17 protein-coding genes are annotated in these 19853 nt (G+C 65.1%); 11 read left to right on the top strand and 6 right to left on the bottom strand.

Annotated features, from left to right (window positions below; genetic code table 11):
* Nucleotides 1-9: 9 nt before the first annotated feature.
* Entirely contained in the window at nt 10-1269 is a 1260-nt protein-coding gene (locus RHO23_RS19555; protein ID WP_373877327.1) for an oxygenase MpaB family protein, read from the bottom strand.
* Between the two features lie 137 nt (nt 1270-1406).
* Between RHO23_RS19555 and RHO23_RS19550 the strand changes: the two genes are divergently transcribed.
* A complete protein-coding gene (locus RHO23_RS19550; RefSeq protein ID WP_030097385.1) occupies nt 1407-2159 on the top strand; it encodes a DUF2786 domain-containing protein in 753 nt (250 codons plus the stop codon).
* A 101-nt stretch (nt 2160-2260) separates the two neighbouring features.
* Nucleotides 2261-2695, top strand: coding sequence for a TIGR04338 family metallohydrolase (locus RHO23_RS19545; RefSeq protein WP_070942105.1), 435 nt, complete (start codon nt 2261-2263; stop codon nt 2693-2695).
* On the opposite strand, the gene RHO23_RS19540 is transcribed toward RHO23_RS19545, so the two are convergent.
* Nucleotides 2692-3336 (bottom strand): O-methyltransferase, encoded by a 645-nt coding sequence (locus tag RHO23_RS19540; protein WP_070921202.1) that lies wholly within the window; start codon nt 3334-3336, stop codon nt 2692-2694. The genes RHO23_RS19545 and RHO23_RS19540 overlap by 4 nt on opposite strands.
* Nucleotides 3337-3385: 49 nt before the next feature.
* Nucleotides 3386-5104, bottom strand: a complete 1719-nt coding sequence (locus RHO23_RS19535) for an aldehyde dehydrogenase family protein (protein WP_423488226.1) — start codon at nt 5102-5104, stop codon at nt 3386-3388.
* A gap of 86 nt (nt 5105-5190) precedes the next feature.
* On the opposite strand from RHO23_RS19535, the gene RHO23_RS19530 reads away from it, so the two are divergent.
* Nucleotides 5191-5916 carry a TetR/AcrR family transcriptional regulator gene (locus tag RHO23_RS19530; RefSeq protein ID WP_109365485.1) on the top strand — a complete coding sequence of 242 codons (726 nt, stop codon included), beginning with the start codon at nt 5191-5193 and terminating at the stop codon, nt 5914-5916.
* Between the two features lie 50 nt (nt 5917-5966).
* Nucleotides 5967-6779 carry an SDR family NAD(P)-dependent oxidoreductase gene (locus tag RHO23_RS19525; RefSeq protein ID WP_423488225.1) on the top strand — a complete coding sequence of 271 codons (813 nt, stop codon included), beginning with the start codon at nt 5967-5969 and terminating at the stop codon, nt 6777-6779.
* Here RHO23_RS19525 and ilvD read toward each other — a convergent pair.
* Nucleotides 6776-8479, bottom strand: coding sequence for a dihydroxy-acid dehydratase (ilvD, locus tag RHO23_RS19520; protein WP_057965516.1), 1704 nt, complete (start codon nt 8477-8479; stop codon nt 6776-6778). The genes RHO23_RS19525 and ilvD overlap by 4 nt on opposite strands.
* A 109-nt stretch (nt 8480-8588) precedes the next feature.
* Between ilvD and RHO23_RS19515 the strand changes: the two genes are divergently transcribed.
* From RHO23_RS19515 to RHO23_RS19505, 3 genes are all read left to right on the top strand, one after another.
* Nucleotides 8589-9971, top strand: a complete 1383-nt coding sequence (locus tag RHO23_RS19515; protein ID WP_078284797.1) for a WS/DGAT/MGAT family O-acyltransferase — start codon at nt 8589-8591, stop codon at nt 9969-9971.
* Nucleotides 9972-10045: 74 nt separating this feature from the next.
* Complete coding sequence (locus RHO23_RS19510) at nt 10046-10675, top strand: DUF305 domain-containing protein (RefSeq protein ID WP_030097376.1); 630 nt, start codon at nt 10046-10048, stop codon at nt 10673-10675.
* A gap of 6 nt (nt 10676-10681) precedes the next feature.
* Nucleotides 10682-10984, top strand: a complete 303-nt coding sequence (locus RHO23_RS19505; protein ID WP_030097375.1) for a metal-sensitive transcriptional regulator — start codon at nt 10682-10684, stop codon at nt 10982-10984.
* Here RHO23_RS19505 and RHO23_RS19500 read toward each other — a convergent pair.
* Nucleotides 10981-11583: a TetR/AcrR family transcriptional regulator gene (locus RHO23_RS19500; RefSeq protein WP_423488224.1), complete on the bottom strand. Its 603-nt coding sequence runs from the start codon at nt 11581-11583 to the stop codon at nt 10981-10983. The two genes, RHO23_RS19505 and RHO23_RS19500, sit on opposite strands and share 4 nt — an antisense overlap.
* Nucleotides 11584-11684: 101 nt before the next feature.
* Between RHO23_RS19500 and RHO23_RS19495 the strand changes: the two genes are divergently transcribed.
* The 4 genes from RHO23_RS19495 to RHO23_RS19480 all read left to right on the top strand — a co-directional run bounded on the left by RHO23_RS19495 (nt 11685) and on the right by RHO23_RS19480 (nt 17695).
* The gene (locus RHO23_RS19495) at nt 11685-13262 is read left to right on the top strand and encodes a carboxyl transferase domain-containing protein (RefSeq protein WP_057967258.1); all 1578 of its coding nucleotides are present in this window, start codon (nt 11685-11687) and stop codon (nt 13260-13262) included.
* A gap of 88 nt (nt 13263-13350) precedes the next feature.
* Nucleotides 13351-15309 carry an acetyl/propionyl/methylcrotonyl-CoA carboxylase subunit alpha gene (locus RHO23_RS19490; protein ID WP_423488223.1) on the top strand — a complete coding sequence of 653 codons (1959 nt, stop codon included), beginning with the start codon at nt 13351-13353 and terminating at the stop codon, nt 15307-15309.
* Nucleotides 15306-16466, top strand: a complete 1161-nt coding sequence (locus tag RHO23_RS19485; protein WP_070921197.1) for an acyl-CoA dehydrogenase family protein — start codon at nt 15306-15308, stop codon at nt 16464-16466. Before RHO23_RS19490 ends, RHO23_RS19485 begins: the two co-directional genes overlap by 4 nt.
* Nucleotides 16467-16690: 224 nt before the next feature.
* Nucleotides 16691-17695 carry a L,D-transpeptidase gene (locus tag RHO23_RS19480; RefSeq protein ID WP_057967255.1) on the top strand — a complete coding sequence of 335 codons (1005 nt, stop codon included), beginning with the start codon at nt 16691-16693 and terminating at the stop codon, nt 17693-17695.
* Between the two features lie 60 nt (nt 17696-17755).
* Here RHO23_RS19480 and RHO23_RS19475 read toward each other — a convergent pair whose 3' ends face one another.
* Nucleotides 17756-19738, bottom strand: a complete 1983-nt coding sequence (locus tag RHO23_RS19475; protein ID WP_423488222.1) for a M13 family metallopeptidase — start codon at nt 19736-19738, stop codon at nt 17756-17758.
* Between the last annotated feature and the right edge of the window lie 115 nt (nt 19739-19853).

Genomic DNA, 19853 nt, shown 5'->3' with positions numbered 1-19853 from the left:
CGGCCGCCGCTACCGCCGCATGGCGGACAGGTCTTGGAAGTCGTGGGTGTGGGCGCCGGACTGCCAGTCGATCCAGTGCTCCCAGCGCCGCATCTTGCCCCGCTGCCAGCGCTGGTCTACCGCCGGGACGGCATGGCGCGCCAGCTCGATCGCGGCGACAAATGGGGCACGGGCGACGAGTGCCGCGGTGCCCAGCCAGCCATTGGGAATCCGATAGAGCCGGCGGTTCCACGGCAGCATGAACAGCCGTGTGAAACCCGCCTGCAGTTGCAGATGGAACAGGCCCCGGAGCCGATTGGCCGGTGATGAGCCGGGACTCGGCGTGAACGACGGGACGAAGGACTCCACGAGTTCACGTGAGGCGTCACCGCCGTCGTAGGCGCGGGTGGCGTCGAAGTGGTACAGGATCCGTACCGCATCGGCGACTGTCTCGGGATAGATGTCATCACAGCGCACCCCGAGCAGGTATCCCAGGTATCGACAAAAATGCAGGGCCGCAATCATTTCCGATCGTGTGGTGAGATAGCCGACCGCCCACAGGCCGAGCCCGGGCGCCACGCTGCCGGCGATAAGTGTCAACAGCATCTCTGATTGGCTGATGGGCTCGCCCCATTGCTCGCGGCGCCACTCGGGATGCTTGCGCACCCCGCGGCGTACCGAGACATGCATGACGCGGATCTTCATGGTGATCTGCCGGGCAACTGAGTATCGGTCCAGGGCGGCGCCGGGTCGTGCGCATTCCAGCCACCACCGGCTGGTCTCGAGATGCCGGTGCATCGCGCCCTGGCCCGCATAACCACCGGCCAGCGACAGGGGGGTCGCCAGCCAGCCCTCGGTGTAGGTGTCCATGGTGCCGGCGTTGGCGATGGAGCCCATGTCATAGCCCCACCGCCGCCACACGGCAGCACCGGCCTCGATGAGCTGCGGATCGGCCCACGGTGGCAGCGTGTCGAATTCGGCGAACAACGCCCGCATTGACTCCGGTGCCTCCTCGACGGCGTCGATTCCCTCGCTGAGCGCGCGCTCCAGTAACGCGCGGCCGCGCTCCGGGCCGATCTCCCCGTAGTAGACCTCCTCAACGAAGCTCTCGGCGACCGGATCGGTTATCCACAGGCCGGCCCCGTATTGGCGGACTACCTCTTCGGATGGGGTGAGATCGAATCCCGTCCAACGGCGCAGGGTGTTGCGCAGCCCTGTGTGTGCGGGTGCGGGATGTGCGAGATTTTCCGCGTAAGCCGCAGGCAGTACTGCATTTTCCTGAATGGTCACGCGGCCTCCGGTATCTCCGTATGTCTCATGTGCGGCTATCGAAACACAACTCGAACGACTTGACAACAGAGGTTGTCAGAAGTGAGGGTGATGCTTGCCGCGGTCGCATGTCCCCGCGCTCGCCTAATCTGGCCTTCGTGACAGAGGACAAGCAGCTCTCGCGGATCGCCGCACTGCTCCGCCAGGCCGAGGGCACGGACAACGCCCATGAAGCCGAGGCCTTCATGGCGGCGGCGCAGCGCCTTGCCACCGCGACCTCGATCGACCTGGCGGTCGCCCGTGCGCACTCGGCCAAACGAGACGCCCAGGCGCGGCCCACCCAGCGCACCATCACCATCGGTGAGGCAGGCACCCGTGGCCTGCGGACCTACGTCAACCTGTTCGCGTTGATCGCCGGCGCCAATGACGTCACGTGTGATGTCGCATCCAACTCGACCTACGTATATGCCTACGGCTTCGCCGAGGACATCGACGCCGTCCACGCGCTCTACGCCAGTTTGGTGGTCCAGATGGTCAGGGCCTCGGATACCTACATCGGTTCGGGTGCGCACCGGCCCACGCCGACGATCACGGCCCGCCTGAACTTCCAGCTGGCCTTCGGTACACGGGTGGGGCAGCGGCTGGCCGATGCGCGGCAGGAGGCGCGCGCCGAGGCGGTCAAGACCGAGAAACGGGGCACGGGAACCGAACTGGTATTGCGTGACAAAGACATCGAGCTGCGAGACTTCTACAAGGGTGCCTCGACGGCCCGCGGTCAGTGGCGTGCGGTGAGCGCACAGGCCGGTTATTCCTCACACGCCCGGCGTGCGGGTGATCGTGCGGGCCGCCGGGCCAGGCTTGGGAACAGTCCCGAACTGGCAGGTGCGCGTGGCGCATTGGAGCAGAACTGAGCGATCAGTCACGGCCGCAGTCGGATGCCGTCGCGCGAGCGGCTCATCCACGTGATTCCCAGCGCGCCAAGGTATACGCGGCCGAAGAGTTTGTGCGCACCATGTTCGAGCGGGCGGCCAGTCACAGCCAACGGGATATCGATTTCTTCGGTACCAGGCTGACCCTGCCGCCCGAGGCGCGGTTCGCGTCGGTCGAATCGGTGCAGCGCTATGTCGATGAGGTGCTGGACCTCGTCGCGACCAGATGGTCTGCCGGACCCGTCACGGTGCGTGCCCGGCGGGGAGCGACGGCCGCCCATTACGAGCGTGATGGAGACCGGGCGGCCATCGCCGTTCCCGACGATCGCAACGGAAGCGCCTGGGCCATGCGTGAACTGGTGATCCTGCATGAGCTGGCGCATCACCTGTGCCCGCACGACGCTCCGGCGCACGGGCACGATTTCGTGGCCCTTTATCCGGAACTGGCGGGGCTGGCCATGGGGCCGGAGGTGGAGTTCGTTCTGCGCACCGTCTATGCCCGCGAGGGAGCGCGCTAACGCACGACGGCGATCGCCAGCCCGTCCCAGCCCTTGACGCCCACCGTCTGCAGCGCGGTGGCATCAAGGCGTGGGTTGGACCCCAGTAGTTCCAGCGCGTCCCGCGTCCCCTCGGCGTTCGGTCCGTCTTCGGAGATCCAGCGAATCACGTTGTCTACCACGATGACCGACCCCGCAGTGGTCAGTCGTAATGCCCAGCCCAGGTAGTTGGGATTGTTGGCCTTGTCGGCGTCGATGAAGACCAGATCGAACGGCCCCTGGACCGACGGAAGATTGTCGAGGGCGCTACCCACCAAGATCTCGACCTGTTCGGCCAGCCCGGCGCGCTCCAGGCTCGCCTGAGCCACGGCGGCATGCTTGGGCTCGTACTCGAGCGTCACGACGGCGCCCTCGGGTCCGACCGCCTTGGCCAGCCACGCGGTGCTGTACCCGCCGAGCGTGCCGATCTCCAGCACGCGGCTGGCCTTGGCGATCGTCGCCAACAGGTACAGGAACTTGCCCTGCGTGGCCGACACCGCGATATCCGGTAGGCCACCGTCGTCTTGCGCCTGCCGAATATGGTCCAGCTCGGCGGCATCGGTAGCGACTGTGCGCTCCAGGTACTGGTCGACTTCTACCCAGCGGCTCTCTGCGTTGCCCATGACCCGACATTACGCCGCACCGAGATGATGCCGGGCAACGTGATTCGCCTCAGCCGCGTAGCGCGGAGATGAAGATCCGAGGCACTTTCAGCAGGCTGGGCTTACCGGCAAAGTCGACCAGCAGTTCGCCAGTGCCCGCCGCTGTGGCATTGCTCACGAACCACGGTGGCTTCGGGGACAGGGCCCATTCGCCATGTGCAAAGGACCGAGGGAACGGCCGGAAGGGGCCGCGGACCACGGTACGTTCCGGCTTCTCGACCAGGAAGCCGTTGTGTACCACGCCGATCCCGCTTTGTACGTCGTTGAGCACGTGGCCGGGGAATGCGCCCCACGTCGCGGAGGGGGTCAGATATCCCACCCCGGTCCAGGCGTTGATCGCGACGGTGCCGTACCGCAGGTCTTCGACCAAGGTGTCGAAATGCGAGCCCAGCGCCTTGATGGTGTCGGGGTGCGCGAGCACGTTCACGCCGAGCGTTCCGACGAACTCGTCATTGGCCACCCGTGCGGCCTCCTGCAGGAAGAGGGCTCCGTCCGGGTCATTGGCGACATCGAGTTCGATGACGCCCAGGACGGGCCCGAAGTACTCGGTACGCAGCAGAGCCGTGCGGTCCTGCGGATCGACCACGAGCACGCGCGCGCCGTTCTGTCCGAGGCGCTCGGCGTCGGGGTAGGACTGCTGCGCACCGGCCACCCGGTCATCTGAACCGGGGTAGTAGGCAGGACGGGACGGCGCCTCGTCGACGGCCTTGCGCAGCGCGGCGAGGAACTCTTGGCGCTGCGGCCATGCCTTCGAGAGCACCACGACCTGCGAGGCGATGCAGTTGTAGCCGTTGTTGTGTAACCGCTGGGTGGCGATGTGCCGGGTCTGGAACTCGATATCGGAGGAGCTCCACTGGCCGGGCACCACGATGGTCGGCGAAACCCCGCCGAGTTCGCTGGTGATGGCCTTGTCCAGGACCGGCTGGTTGGCGGCCTTGCGCTGCGCGCCTTCCTCGCCGGTGCCGAACACGATCGCGTCGTGGGTGACCGAGCTGCCGGTCATATGGACGTGATCGACAAGCTGATGGTGCACCAGATAGGTGCCGACATCGGCGCCGCCGGTCAGGATGCGTACCGCGCCGATCGCGATGAAGGGCTGCAGCACCTGGGTGAACACCGGCAGCAGTGGATCGGTGATGGGGTTGAGCTTGAGGGCCACCACGCGGTTATTCGCGAAAAGTTCGTACAGGGTGTCCAGGGGCGCGATCGAGGTGATGTTGCCTGCGCCGAGCACCGCGCCGACACCCTGGGTGCGGCTGGGGTCACGCTGCGCCAGGCCGGCTGTGCGCAACGCCTCGGCCTTATCCACACCAGGCTGCAACCACAGCTCAGCGCTGAACCCGGACAGCAGGAGCTTGTCGAAGATGTTGAGCGGCAACACCGAAACCGTCGTACGACCGCCGGGAGTGACACCGAATTCGGCGTCTTGAAGCGGGCTCTGCCCAGCTTGGAGTTGCTCCAGGCTGGCGATCAGGGAGGCGATGGCCCCCGCCACGGCGTACGGGCCCGAGATCCATTCCTCGCCGACCAGGGGAGATTCCGGGTCGAGCTTCTTGATCTGGAATGCCGCCGCCTGCACCCACTGGTGCGCATTGTCGATCACGCGCTGGCGGGTATCCGCCAACAAGCGCAAACGATCTGCCAACGAGGTTTTGGCCCAGGCCTTTTCGCCTTCGGTCAAGTCCTGCAGGGCTTGGTCGACGGGGGATTCGATCTGTACGTCGGTCATGGATGTCAGCTCGCGCTCTAATCGAAGTCGGGTGGTGATGTGTTCGGTGGGTCACATGGTACGTGACGTACCACCCCATTGCTAGAGTGAGCTTCGTGCAGCCCGACAGCCAAGAACTCCCAGCTGGCAGGTGGGATGGCCAGCGCGAACGGCGCCGGGCCGAGTTCGTCGAGGCCGCCCTTGCCGCCATTGCCGAGCACGGTCCGCAGACGTCCACGGAGCAGATCGCGGTCTATGTGGGGGTCACCCGAACAAAGCTCTACCGGCACTTCGACGGCGCCGCGGACTTACAGCGCGCCGTGGCTCGGCGGGCCGGCGACATGATCATCGCTGAGCTTGCACCCGTATGGCAGCCGCTCGGCTCGATGGCACAGATCATCGAGGCGGGTATCGGTGCGTACGTTCGTTTCCTGGTTGGCCACCGCAACCTGTATCGGTATCTTGCGCGATGCTCACTTTCGGAGGGCTCGGATGCGCCCGATGCCATTGCCGATATCAAAATGTCTGCAGGACTGCATCTTTCGCGGGTGTTTGCGGTGTACCTCGAAGCGTTCGGGGTTGACACCGATGCCGAGCTGCTGGCAATGGGCATTGTCGGGATGGCCGAGACCTCGGTGAGTTACTGGTTGGACCAGCCAGGGCAGACCTCACAAGAACGATTGATCGAGAGCCTGGTTCGGCGCATCTGGCTCATCGTGGAGGACAGCTTGCGTGCGGGCGGTGTCTACCTCGACAGCGAGGAGCCACTGCCAGAACCCGGGGAAATCGCTCGGAACGTGCAGCGTTACCGAGATCCCGCACGCCTCCCGTAGCGCCGAAGATTTCTGATGTCGCCGCATCGCCGTCGACATAGGCTCAGTAGGTGCTTCCTTCCCCGCGCGCCGACGCCGCAGTCTTGATCACCGGAGCCTCATCGGGCATTGGCGAAGAACTCGCACGAGAATTCGCCCGGCGTGGTTATCCCGTGGTGCTGGTGGCGCGGCGTGCCGATCGGCTACGTGGGCTGGCCGAGAGCCTGGGACCGTCTGCTTACGTACTGCCCGTTGATCTTTCGAATGCCCAGGAGCGCGCTCAATTGCCTGAGCGCGTGGCGCAGCTTGGACTCGCGGTTGACGTGCTGGTCAACAACGCCGGGCTGAGTACGGCGGGTCCCGTCGCCGAATCCGACCCCGCCGCCGAGCTCAACCTCGTGGAGGTGGACGTCAGTGCGGTAGTGGATCTCTGCTCGCGCTTTGTGCCGCAGATGGTGGCACGCGGCAGAGGGGTCGTGCTCAACCTCGGCTCGGTCGGCGCCTTCGGCCCGCTGCCCGGGCAAGCCGCCTATGGGGCCGCGAAGGCATTCGTGGTCTCGTACACCCACGCGCTGAATGAAGAGCTGCGCGGGACAGGCGTCCGCGCCGCCACGCTGTGTCCGGGGCCGGTGAAGACGGGATTCGGTGCGGCGGTGGGAATCTCCGACGAGGACGCCGAAGCCGCGATGCCCAAGGTCATGTGGGTGGACGCGGCGACCGTTGCCAGGACGGCGGTCGATGGATTGACAGCGGGCAAGACGGTGATCGTGCCCGGGGTGGCCAACCGCATCGGCGCAGCCGCCAACCATCTGCTTCCGCGCGGATTACTCACCCGGATGGTGGCGCGTAGCCATCCCGCGCTCAAGAGAGGCCGGAAGGCTTAGCCGCAGACCGCTCCGACAGCAGCCGACTGCACCAGCTTGGTGTACTTGGCCAGCACCCCGGTCTTGTACCGCGGCGGCAACGGTTCGAATCCCTCACGGCGCGAGGCAAGTTCGGACTCGTCAACCAGGAGATCCAGCTTTCCGTTGGCAACGTCGAGGCGGATACGGTCACCGTCCTTGACGAATGCGATGGGGCCACCATCGACGGCCTCGGGCGCGATATGCCCGACGCACAGACCGGTGGTACCGCCGGAGAATCGGCCGTCCGTCATCAGCAGCACGTCCTTGCCGAGGCCGGCACCCTTGATCGCACCGGTGATGGCCAGCATCTCGCGCATACCGGGCCCGCCCTTGGGGCCCTCGTAGCGGATGACGACGACGTCGCCGTGCGTGATGGTGCCATCCTCCAGGGCGTCGAGTGCTGCCCGCTCCCGCTCGAAAACCCTTGCAGTGCCCTCGAAAACATCGGACTCGAAGCCCGCCGACTTGACCACGGCGCCCTCCGGGGCCAGTGTGCCGTGCAGGATGGTGATGCCACCTGTCGGGTGGATCGGGTTGTTCATGGCGCGCAACACCTTGCCATCCGGGTCCGGCGGCGCGATGTGTGCGAGATTCTCGGCCATGGTCTTGCCGGTGACCGTGAGGCAGTCGCCGTGCAGCAGGCCCGCGTCCAGGAGCGCGCGCATCACCACGGGCACGCCGCCGATCTCGTCGACGTCCTTCATCACGTGACGGCCGAAGGGCTTCACGTCGGCCAGGTGCGGAACCTTGTGGCCGATGCGGGTGAAGTCATCCAGGGACAGCGGCACCTCTGCCTCACGGGCGATGGCCAGCAGGTGCAATACCGCATTGGTGGACCCGCCGAACGCCATCACCACGGCGATGGCGTTCTCGAAGGCCTCCTTGGTGAGGATGTCGCGCGCGGTGATCCCGCGGCGCAACATCTCGACGACGGCCTCCCCGGACTTGCGTGCGTACTCCTCGCGACGCTTGTCGATGGCGACGGGAGAAGCACTGCCCGGCAACGACATGCCGAGTGCCTCGGCGGCGCTGGCCATGGTGTTGGCGGTGTACATACCGCCACAGGCTCCTTCGCCCGGACAGATGGCGCGTTCGATGATGTCGACGTCCTCACGCGACATCAGACCGCGTGCGCACGCCCCGACCGCCTCGAAGGCGTCGATGATGGTGACTTCCTTTTCGGTGCCGTCGGTCAGCTTGGCCTTGCCGGGCATGATCGAACCGTTGTAGAAGAACACCGAGGCCAGGTCCAGACGCGCCGCGGCCATGAGCATCCCGGGGATGGACTTGTCGCATCCGGCTAGCAGCACGGAGCCGTCCAGCCGCTCCGCCTGCATCACGGTCTCGACACTGTCGGCGATGACCTCGCGGGACACCAGCGAGAAGTGCATGCCCTCGTGGCCCATCGAGATGCCGTCGGACACCGAGATGGTGCCGAACTCCAGTGGATAACCCCCGGCCGCGTGCACACCTTCCTTGACCGACTGGGCCAGGCGCTGCAGCGACATGTTGCACGGGGTGATCTCGTTCCACGACGAACCGACGCCAATCTGTGGCTTCACCCAGTCGTCGTCGCCCATGCCTACGGCGCGCAGCATCCCGCGGGCGGCAGTCTTCTCCAGACCATCGGTGACGTCGCGACTACGCGGCTTGATATCAGGTGCGTCGTGGGCTGACATGCGCCTAAGTATCCCCGGCGGCTACTTAGCCGGTCAAAGGGGATTCGCTCTTCGCGCCAGCAGCTCATCGCTGCGGATTCCGCCTCCGGAAGCCGAGCAAAGTGGCAGCATGACCGCCATGCCATTCATGCCGGTCAGCGACTCGATGTTTCTCATCGGGGAGACGCGGGAACATCCCTTCCACGTCGGCGGCCTACAGCTGTTCAAACCGCCCGTTGATGCGGGCCCGGATTATGCCGAGGTGTTCTACGAACAGCTGATGTCCACCACCGAGGTGTCGTCGGACTTCCGCAAACGACCCGGGCAGCCGCTGGCGGTGATGGGCAACCTCACCTGGATCATCGACGACGAGATCGACTGGGAGTACCACGTGCGCCGTTCGGCGCTGCCGCGCCCGGCACGGGTGCGTGAACTGCTGACCGTCACCTCACGGTGGCACAGCTCCCCGCTGGACCGGCACCGGCCGCTATGGGAAATGCATGTGGTGGAAGGGCTTTCGGACGGGCGACTGGCTGTCTACACGAAGATGCACCACGCCGTCATCGACGGTGTCGGTGCCTTGCGCATGATGATGCGCTCGCTCTCCGATGATCCCGATGCGCGCGACTGCCAGGCCGTGTGGGCCCCGGCCAAGCGGCGCGCGAAGAGCAGCATCGTGAGCACCACCAACACCTCGGCGCTGGACCTCGTCAAGGGAGCCGCCGGCGCCGTGCGGCAGGTTGTGTCGATTCCGCCCGGTCTGCTCAAGTACGGACGCCACGCGCTGTCGGACCCACAGCTCGTCAGGCCGTTGTCGGCCCCGCACACCATGCTGAATGTCTCGATCGGAGGCGCCCGGCGCTTCGCGGCGCAAACCTGGTCGATGACACGGATCAAGGAGGCGGGCAAAGCCCTGGGGGGAACCGTCAACGATGTGGTGCTGGCCATGTGCGCCGGTGCGTTGCGCACATATCTGGAGGAGCAGAACGCGCTACCCGACAAGCCGCTCATCGCGATGTGCCCGGTGTCGATCCGGGCCGAGGGGGACCAGAACGCGGGGAACTCGATCACCGCGCTGCTGGCCAACCTGGCGACCGACAAGCCCGATCCGCTGGAGCGGTTCAGTGCGATCCGCGACTCGGTGCAGGCCGCCAAGTCGGTGCTCTCGGAGATGACACCCATGCAGCGGATGCTGGTTGGCGCGCTCAATGGAGCTCCCGCGCTGAGCGGTGCCGTCCCGGGTTTGGTGGACCGGGCGGCTCCCGCATTCAACGTGATCATTTCTAATGTCCCGGGCCCCCGCACCGATATGTTCTGGAACGGGTTCGAGATGGACGGGTGCTACCCGGCGTCGATTCCGATCGACGGAGTGGCGTTGAACATCACGTGCACCAGCAGTGGGTCGGCGATGCACTTCGGATTGACCGGGTGCCGCACCAGCGTGCCGCATCTGCAGCGGATTTTGACCCATCTGGAGGAGGCGCTGACCCAGCTGGAGGAGTCCGTCGTTTAGCGCGTTGTACCCGCGAGGGGTATACCCTCTCGCGATCTCGTACCCTACGGGGGTATCTGAGCTACGATAGTGGCATGCGAAACCGAACTCGGACTGCAATCCTTGCCGGCGCTGCTGCTGCGGTGCTGATTCTGTCAGCGTGTAGCTCGGACAAAAAGGGTGATGAGACGAAGTCCGAGCATTCAGGTCATTCCGGCATGCCGGGCATGACGACGACGCTCGATACCAACCCCGCGACGGCTCCGTCCGATCACAACGACGCTGATGTGACGTTTGCCCAGCAGATGATCATGCATCACCAGCAGGCCGTCGAGATGTCGAAGTTGACCGAGGGGCGCACCGCCAACCCGGCGGTACTGGAGCTCGCGAACAACATTCAGACGGCACAGCAGCCCGAGATCGACACCTTCACCGAATGGCTCACCAGCTGGGGTCAGCCGCTCATGCCGGAGGGGCATGACCCCGCCGGACACATGCCTGGCATGGTGGACACGCCGGTATTGGACCGGATGAAGACCCTCAACGGCGAGGTTTTCGACCAGCTGTGGTTGCAGTCGATGATCGCTCACCATCAGGGTGCCGTCGCCATGTCGAATGCGGAACTCTCCGGAGGCCAGTACCCTTCGGCAAAGCAGTTGGCGCAAAAGATCATCGATAATCAGCAGCCTGAGATCGACACGATGCAAGGCCTCCTCAAGGGATAAATGGACATGAGCACCAAGACTTCGACTCCACACGGTTACTCGCTGAAAAAGGATGACTACGCCAAGCGGCTCCTGCGTATCGAGGGGCAGGTGCGTGGCATCGCCAAGATGATCGACGAGGACAAGTACTGCATCGACGTGCTGACCCAGATCAGCGCCGCGCAGAGTGCGCTGCGCTCGGTCGCGCTCGGGCTCCTCGACGAGCACCTCGGTCACTGCGTCTCCAATGCCGTTGCCTCTGGCGGCGCCGATGCCGACGAGAAACTGGCCGAGGCCTCCGCGGCGATTGCCCGGCTGGTTCGCAGCTAGGAGCCGAGCGCGGCAACCACCATCTGCCGCAGCACCGCTCGCGTCTGAGTGGGCGCTGATCGACCGGCGCTGTAGGGCGTGGAGTTCATCAGGCCGAATGCGGCATGCGCCTTGATGCGCGCATCCGACTCGTCGAGCTCGCCATCGATCTGGCAGAGCACCTGGACCCAGGCCTCCACGTACCGGCGCTGATATTGGCGCACCTGACGCCGCGCGTTTTCCGGTAGCGAGTCAAGATCGCGGTCCTGCACCCGGATCAGATCGCTCTCGTTGAGCGCGAAGTCGAGGTGGAAATCGATGAGACCCGAGAGTGCCTCTGACGCTCCGGCTGCCGCCTCGACGACGTCGGTTCCCCCGGCGAGAAGCCGGCGGCTCACGTCGGTGAGCAGGTCCACCAGCAGGGCTTTCTTGTTGGGGAAGTGCCGGTATATCGCCGGGCCGCTAATCCCCACGGCCGAGCCGAGATCTTCCAGGCGCACCCGCGCATATCCGCGCATGGCCACCAGCCGGGCCGCGGCCTGCAGCAGCTGATCCCGGCGATCGGCTTTGGCACGTTCGCGTTTGTTCGGGGTTTCCGACTCGGGTACCAGGTTGGTCATCACACCTCCTCGGCGGCGCGCTCTAGACAAATCAGTTAATGGAGATTATCTTAATTCAAGTTAATCCTCATTAACTGAAACTTCAGACTTCGGAGCTGGGTATGACTCTGGTTGGTGAGCAGAACAGGGCCGAGCATGCCCGACTGGTCGGCGAGCTGCGGGAGCGGCTCGCACGCGCCGCGCTCGGCGGCAGTGAACAGTCCCGGCAGCGGCATGTGGACCGCGGCAAGCTCCTGCCGCGCGACCGCGTCGAGGCGCTGCTCGACCCGGGCAGCCCGTTCCTGGAGCTATCACCACTGGCGGCGAACGGCATGTACGACGACGATGCCCCCGGAGCCAGCATGATCGCCGGCATCGGCCGCGTCTCGGGGCGCGAATGCGTGATTGCCGCCAACGACGCGACGGTCAAGGGCGGCACGTACTACCCGATGACGGTCAAGAAGCATCTGCGCGCCCAGGAAATCGCACTACAGAACCGGCTCCCCTGTATCTACCTGGTGGACTCCGGTGGCGCCTTCCTGCCCAAGCAAGACGAGGTGTTCCCGGATCGCGAGCACTTCGGCAGGATCTTCTACAACCAGGCCACCATGAGCGCCAAGGGAGTTCCGCAGATCGCGGCGGTGCTGGGTAGTTGCACCGCCGGTGGCGCGTACGTGCCGGCGATGAGCGACGAAGCCGTCATCGTGCGCAAGCAGGGCACGATCTTCTTGGGTGGCCCGCCGCTGGTGAAGGCCGCCACGGGTGAGGTGGTGACCGCCGAGGAGCTCGGCGGCGGCGACCTGCATTCGCGTACCTCGGGTGTGACCGATCATCTGGCAGCCGATGACAAGGACGCATTGCGGATCGTGCGCCGCATCGTGTCGACGCTAGCGCCCAAGGTCGAGGCGCCCTGGCCGATCACCGAAACAATTGCCCCAGAGCGCGATCCGGGCACCCTGTACGACGTGGTGCCCACCGATCCGCGCATCCCCTACGACGTCCACGAGGTGATTGTGCGGCTCGTGGACGGCGGCACCTTCACCGAGTTCAAGGCGGAGTACGGAAAATCGCTCGTCACGGGAACCGCACGGCTGCACGGACACCCGGTCGGAATCATCGCGAACAACGGGGTGCTGTTCGCCGAAAGTGCCATGAAGGCTGCGCATTTCATCGAACTGTGCGATCAGCGACGCATACCGCTGGTGTTTCTGCAGAACATCTCCGGATTCATGGTGGGCCGCGATTACGAGGCCGCCGGCATCGCCAAGCACGGGGCGAAGATGGTCACCGCCGTCGCGTGTGCGCGCGTGCCCAAGCTGACGGTGGTCATCGGTGGCTCCTACGGGGCCGGCAACTACTCGATGTGCGGGCGCGCGTACTCGCCGCGGTTCCTGTGGATGTGGCCGAATGCACGCATCTCGGTGATGGGCGGTGAGCAGGCCGCCTCGGTGCTTGCGACGGTGCGCGCCGATCAAAGCGCGGCGTCGGGCAAGGAGTTCACCGAGGACGAGCAGGAAGCGTTCAAGGCGCCCATACGCGAACAGTATGAACGGCAAGGTAATCCGTACTACTCGACAGCGCGGCTGTGGGACGACGGCGTGATCGACCCTGCCGATACGCGCACAGTGCTCGGGCTGGCGCTCGGAATCTGCGCCAACGCACCACTTGAACCCGTTTCCTACGGCGTCTTCCGGATGTGACAGTGATGTGGGGGTACTCCCCCGCGAGCGGGAGGTGCCCCCACCCGCTTGTGGGAGCCGTTTACACGAAAAACAGAAGGTGCGGACAGTGATTCGTTCAGTGCTTATCGCCAACCGCGGTGAGATCGCGGTACGCATCGCGTCCACGTTGCGGACCATGGGGATTCGATCGATCGCCGTCTACACCGACGGGGACACCGATCATCTCGGTGCCTGCGACACCGCGGTGTACCTCGGCGCGGAATCCGCGGGCTACCTCGACATCGACGCGATCATCAGCGCCGCCAAACAGGCCGGCGCCGACGCTGTCCATCCCGGATACGGATTTGTCTCGGAGAACGCCGATTTTGTTCGCGCGTGTCAGTCGGCGGGCATCGTCTTCGTCGGGCCGCCCGCCGAAGCGATGGACGCCATGGGCGACAAGATCAGAGCCAAGGACACCGTTGCCGCGGCCGGCGAGCCGGTTGTGCCGGGCAGCGTCGGTGCACTCTCGGATGAAGAGCTGGTTGTCACCGCCGAGAAAATCGGAACCCCGCTGATCATCAAGCCGTCCGCGGGCGGCGGTGGCAAGGGCATGCGCGTGGTGCACGATCTGAAGCAGATGCCCGATGCGCTGATCGCATCCCGGCGCGAGGCCACCGCGATCTTCGGCGACAACACCTTGCTCGTCGAGCGTTATCTGGCCCGCCCCAGGCATATTGAGGTTCAGGTCTTCGGTGATACCCACGGCAATGTGGTGCACCTGGGCGAGCGTGAGTGCAGTCTGCAGCGGCGGCACCAGAAGGTGATCGAAGAAGCACCCTCACCACTGTTGACCGCGCAGCTGCGGGCTGCGATGGGCGAGACCGCATGCCAGATCGCGCGCAGCGTTGGATATTTCGGCGCCGGAACCGTCGAGTTCATTCTGGACAGCGATGCTCCCGAGTCCTACTACTTCATGGAGATGAACACGCGGCTTCAGGTGGAGCATCCGGTCACCGAGATGGTGACCGGGATCGACCTGGTGCAGTGGCAGATCCTGGTCGCGGCCGGTGAACGCCTCCCGTTGACGCAAGAACAGATCTCGCTCAGCGGCCATGCGATAGAAGCGCGGGTGTACGCCGAAGACCCGGCCCGTGAGTTCCTTCCGACCGGAGGAACGGTTGCGCTGGCGCGTTTTTCGAGTAGTGCGCGCACGGACACGGCATTGTCGACTGGTTCGGTGGTGGGTTCGCGGTTCGACCCGATGCTGGCCAAGGTCATCGTGCACGCGCACGACCGCGCCACCGCACTGGCCGACGCCGACCGGGCCCTTGCCCACACCCAGGTACTCGGTGTGGGTACCAATATCGACTTCTTGCGCGCGCTGGTCACGAATCCCGTCGTGATATCCGGAGACATCGACACGGCGCTGCTCGACAAGATCGCGTCCGAATATCGTCCGCCCGTCGTTCCGCATTGGGTGTGGGTGGCTGCGGCGGCCCTGCTGGACGGCGAGTCGGAATCCGGAACATTGTGGAACAGCAAGTCCGGGTGGCGTATTGGGGAACACGCGCCGCGTTCGTACCGGCTGCGCTTCGGAGAGACCATCGAACTGGTCCAGCTCTGGGGTGACCCGGTGGCCGAGGTCAGCATCGGAGACGGCGAGCGCACTTCTGCCCGGGCGCATCGCGCCCCGGGGCAGGTGAGTGTCGAATTCGCCGGCCAGCTGTACCGCGCGAACGCCGCACAGGCCGGCAGCGCGGCGTGGATCGCCACCGAAGAAGGAACCTGGCACGCCGATATCGCGCCGGAACCCCGGTTGCGGCACCACGACGGTGAAGACGAGGACGGCGAGATCCGGAGCTCGATGCCCGGGCTCGTGCGGGTGGTGTCGGTGAACACGGGTGCCGTTGTCGAGCGCGACGCCCCGGTGGTGGTGGTCGAGGCCATGAAGATGGAACACACCCTGCGCGCCCCGATCACCGGAACCGTGACCGTCGCGGTGGCCGTCGGCGACCAAGTGGCCGTCGACCAACTCCTGGCCACCATCCACCCCGTTATCAACCCCGAGGAGGGGAAGGCATGACATTCAGCACCGCGGAACTGCCCGACGAGTACGAGTCGCTACGTAAAACCGTTGAAGAATTTGCGAATTCGGTGGTCGCGCCGGTGGCCGCCCATCATGACGCCACCAAGACCTTTCCTTATGCGGTGGTGGCGCAGATGGGTGAGATGGGGCTGTTCGGTCTGCCCTTCCCCGAGGAGTACGGCGGAATGGGTGGTGACTACTTCGCGCTGTGCCTGACGCTGGAAGAACTGGCCCGGGTGGACCAGAGCGTGGCCATCACCCTCGAGGCTGCCGTGTCCCTGGGTGCCATGCCTATCTACCGATTCGGGAACGAGGAGCAGAAGCAGCGCTGGCTTCCGGCGCTTGCCTCCGGAAAATCCTTGGCCGCCTTCGGCTTGACCGAACCCGGTGGTGGCACCGACATCCCCGGGTCGATTCGTACCCGGGCCGTCGAGGATGACGGCAGCTGGGTCATCAACGGCTCCAAGGCATTCATCACCAATTCCGGGACCGATATCACCGCGGTGGTGGGTGTTGCGGCAGTGACCGGACGTTCGGCGGACGGATCGCCAGAGATCTCGGTCATTCACGTACCTTCAGGTGCACCGGGATTCACCGTCGAGCCCGGGTACGACAAGGTCGGTTGGAATGCCTCGGACACTCATCCGCTGAGCTTCGACGATGTGCGGGTGCCCTACGAGAATCTGCTGGGTGAGCGTGGCCGCGGTTACGCCGGATTCTTGCGGATCCTCGATGAGGGGCGAATCGCCATCGCGGCATTGGCAACCGGTGCCGCACAGGGATGCGTCGACGAAAGCCTGCGGTACGCCAGCAGCCGTCCGGCCTTCGGTAGCGCGATCATCGACTATCAGTCGGTGTCGTTCAAGATCGCCCGGATGCAGGCGCGCGCGCACACGGCCCGGCTGGCCTACTACCACGCTGCCGCCCTGCTGCTGGCCGGAAAGCCGTTTAAGACCGAGGCTTCGATTGCCAAGCTGGTGGCCAGCGAGGCGGCGATGGACAACGCGCGGGATGCCACCCAGATCTTCGGGGGAGCGGGATTCATGAACGAGTCACCGGTCGCTCGTCAGTATCGCGACAGCAAGATCCTCGAGATCGGCGAGGGCACGAGCGAGGTGCAGCTGATGCTCATCGCCCGCGCGTTGAGCCGGTAGCCTGTCGGAGTACTTAGCTGGCTAGGCGAGCTGGGCTTCCGCGACGGTCACCCAGCGCGCTGAGTCACATCAGGTACCCCCACGGGGTTATGAATGTGACCTTTTCTAATCAACGGCGATAAGGCCTGGTCAAGACGTATTTTCTTGAACCGGTGAAACATCGTGTTGCCTGGTGGCGACGAACCCTATGACACACTGGATGTGTCGCGTCTACAGGAGTGAGCATGCTTGTCTTAACTCGTTGGTCCCGGCGCGCCCTCATCAGCGGTATCTGTGTTGCAGGACTGCTGGGTGCTGGCGTGGTTCCTGCCTTCGCAGAGCCGGGTGACCCCGGCGATCCGGGTATTCAAGAACCGCCCCCGCCGCCGCCGTTCGAGCTGCCGCCGCCCCCGCCGCTGCCGTGGGAGCTGCCGCCGCCACCCGCACCTGACGCGCCGCCTCCCGGCGAGGTTCCGCCGGCTCCGGCGCCGACCACGCCGCCTCCCGGGGCGCCCCCGACGGGCGATGTGCCGCCGCTGCCGGTGGGCCTGTTGAAGAACTCGCCCAACAATGGCGATGTCGTTGGTGTGGCTCAGCCGGTGACGATTGTCTTCGCGGCTCCGGTGACGGACAAGAAGGCCGCCGAGGCCGCCGTGAAGATCACCACGTCCAAGCCCGCGCCGGGATATTTCTACTGGTACACCGATCAGCAGCTGCGCTGGAAGCCCACCCAGTTCTGGCCCGCGAACACCGATGTGAATGTGAATGCCGGCGGAACCAAGTGGAGCTTCAAGGTCGGTGACGCCTTCGTGTCGACAGTCGACGATGCCACCTTCACGATGACGGTGACCCGCAACGGGGTTGTGGAACGCACCATGCCCATGTCAATGGGTAAGCACGACAAGAAGCACGAGACGAAGAACGGCACCTATTACGTCAGCGAGAAGTTCCAGAAGATGGTGATGGACTCGTCAACGTATGGGGTGCCGGTCAATTCGGCCGAGGGCTACAAGCTTGACGTCTACTGGGCCACCCGGTTGTCCAACTCCGGCATCTTCGTCCACGCCGCACCGTGGTCGGTCGGCCAGCAGGGCAGGAGCGATACCAGCCATGGCTGCATCAACCTGAGCACCGACAACGCCACCTGGTACTTCAACCAGTCCCACCCTGGTGATCCGGTGATCGTGAAGAACTCGCCCGGTGGCCCGTACAAGGACTACGACGGCTACGACGACTGGCAGCGCTTCTAGATTTCCTAGCGCACGAGAAAGCCCCCGGCCACTGGCCGGGGGCTTTCTCGTCGGGGGAGCTCAGCTCCAGATGCGTACACGCTGATCGGCTTCCAGGAACAGCTCGTCCTCGGCGCTCAGCTCGAAGGCTTCGTAGAACGCGTCGATGTTGCGCACCACGCCATTGCAACGAAATTCAGGCGGCGAGTGCGGGTCTACCGACAGACGCCGAATGGCTTCAGCCTCACGGGCCTTTGTGCGCCATACCTGCGCCCAGCCGAAGAAGACCCGCTGTGCTCCGGTGAGTCCGTCGATGACCGGAGCCGGGTTGCCGCGCAGCGAGATCTCGTAGGCCAGTAGCGCGATCGAGAGACCGCCCAGATCGCCGATGTTCTCGCCGACGGTAAACGCACCGTTCACGTGCTGATCGGAGAGTTCGCGGGGCACAAACTCGTCGTACTGCTTGATCAACGCCGTTGTGCGCATACCGAATTCGTCGCGGTCGGTATCGGTCCACCAGTTGACCAGGTTGCCGTCGCCGTCGTATTTGGAACCCTGGTCGTCGAATCCATGGCCTATCTCGTGGCCGATGACGGCACCGATGCCACCGTAGTTGGCGGCGTCATCGGCGTCCGCATCAAAGAAGGGCGGCTGCAGAATCGCTGCGGGAAAGACGATTTCGTTCATGCCCGGGTTGTAGTAGGCGTTCACGGTCTGCGGGGTCATGAACCACTCGTCACGATCGACGGGTCCGGCCAACTTGGCCAGGCCACGGTCGCATTCGGCGGCCGTCGCGCGGCGGACATTCCCCAGCAAGTCATCGCGCCGGATGGCGATGGTCGAATAGTCACGCCACGTGGCGGGGTAGCCGATCTTCGGGGTGAACTTGTCGAGCTTCTGCAGCGCGCGTTCGCGGGTCTCCGGCGTCATCCACGCCAGGTCGGTGATGCTGACCCGATAGGCCTCGCGCAGGTTATCGACGAGAACCTCCATGCGCGCCTTGGCGTTCGGCGGGAAGTGGCGCTCGACATAGAGCTGGCCCACGGCCTCGCCGAGTAATGACTCGACCACCGCGACGCCGCGCTTCCAGCGGTCGCGAATCTGCTCGGTGCCGGACAACGTGCGTCCGTAGAAGTCAAAGTTCTCTGCCACCAGCGGTTCGGTGAGGTATGCCGCGCGGGCACAGATGAGCCGCCAGCTTGCCCATTGCTTCCAATCACTCAACGGCTCCGAGGCCCAGAGGCCGGCGAAGGCGGTCAGGTAGTCGGGCTGTCGCACCACTAGTTCGGTGACTTGGCCGGTGGTGGCACCCAGCCCGGAGATCCATCCGTCCCAATCGAATCCGGGGGCGGTGTGTTCCAGGTCCGCGAACCGCACCAGGTTGTAGCTCAGCTCGGCATCGCGCCGCTTCACCACATCCCAGTGCGCTGCGGCGATCTTGGTCTCCAGCGCGAGGATCCGGTCGGCGGTATCGGCGTGGTCACCCTCGCCGTACACGAGCGCGAACATGGTGGCGATATGGGCGCGATACGCCTCGCGCGTCGCCGCGTGCTGCTCCTCCCGGTAGTAGGACTCATCGGGCAGGCCCAGGCCGGACTGGCTGATGTGCAGGAGATAGCGGGAGGAATCCTTGGCATCGGTGTCCACGTAGCAGCCCACCCCGCTGCCGGCGCCGGCCCGCTGCAACGTGCCCATGACAGCGGCCAGTGCGGTGACATCGGCTGCCGAGGTGATCCCGTCCAGCTCCTGATGAAGCGGTGCCAGGCCGACAGCCGCCACGGTCTCGATGTCCATGAAGCTCGCGAACAGGTCGCCGATCTTCTGCGCCTCGGTACCTTCGGGTGCGCCCGAGTCGGCGGCCTCCGTGATGATCCCGCGCACCTGCTCTTCGGCGCGGTCGAACAGAGTTCGGAACGCCCCGTCGACGGCACGGTCGGCCGGAATGGAGTATTCGGCGAGCCAGCGGCCATTGACGTGGCCGAACAGGTCATCCTGCGGGCGGATGGATTCGTCGCGGTGGCTCAGGTCGATACCGGATTTTGGCAGCACGGATTCTGTCGTCACCCGTCCATGGTGGCACGGGTCGCTAGGGTGAGGCCCGTGAGCAAAGAGGCCCCGGCAACCAGCCAAGGCAGCGCAGACGGACCCGTCTTCTCCCGATACGGCGTGCTGTCGGCCG

Source organism: Mycobacteroides sp. PCS013, from assembly GCF_049532645.1.
GTDB classification, from domain to species: Bacteria; Actinomycetota; Actinomycetes; order Mycobacteriales; family Mycobacteriaceae; genus Mycobacterium; species Mycobacterium gwanakae.
Note: the sequence above shows the minus strand (reverse complement) of the source record. Positions and strands in the feature narration are given on the sequence as shown.

Excerpts from the sequence above, each read along its gene's own strand:
- RHO23_RS19545 (WP_070942105.1), top strand. The coding sequence starts at position 2,261 with ATGTTCGAGCGGGCGGCCAGTCACAGCCAACGGGATATCGATTTCTTC.
- RHO23_RS19540 (WP_070921202.1), bottom strand. The coding sequence starts at position 3,336 with ATGGGCAACGCAGAGAGCCGCTGGGTAGAAGTCGACCAGTACCTGGAG.
- RHO23_RS19535 (WP_423488226.1), bottom strand. The coding sequence starts at position 5,104 with ATGACCGACGTACAGATCGAATCCCCCGTCGACCAAGCCCTGCAGGAC.
- ilvD (WP_057965516.1), bottom strand. The coding sequence starts at position 8,479 with ATGTCAGCCCACGACGCACCTGATATCAAGCCGCGTAGTCGCGACGTC.
- RHO23_RS19515 (WP_078284797.1), top strand. The coding sequence starts at position 8,589 with ATGACCGCCATGCCATTCATGCCGGTCAGCGACTCGATGTTTCTCATC.
- RHO23_RS19510 (WP_030097376.1), top strand. The coding sequence starts at position 10,046 with ATGCGAAACCGAACTCGGACTGCAATCCTTGCCGGCGCTGCTGCTGCG.
- RHO23_RS19505 (WP_030097375.1), top strand. The coding sequence starts at position 10,682 with ATGAGCACCAAGACTTCGACTCCACACGGTTACTCGCTGAAAAAGGAT.
- RHO23_RS19500 (WP_423488224.1), bottom strand. The coding sequence starts at position 11,583 with ATGACCAACCTGGTACCCGAGTCGGAAACCCCGAACAAACGCGAACGT.
- RHO23_RS19495 (WP_057967258.1), top strand. The coding sequence starts at position 11,685 with ATGACTCTGGTTGGTGAGCAGAACAGGGCCGAGCATGCCCGACTGGTC.
- RHO23_RS19485 (WP_070921197.1), top strand. The coding sequence starts at position 15,306 with ATGACATTCAGCACCGCGGAACTGCCCGACGAGTACGAGTCGCTACGT.
- RHO23_RS19480 (WP_057967255.1), top strand. The coding sequence starts at position 16,691 with ATGCTTGTCTTAACTCGTTGGTCCCGGCGCGCCCTCATCAGCGGTATC.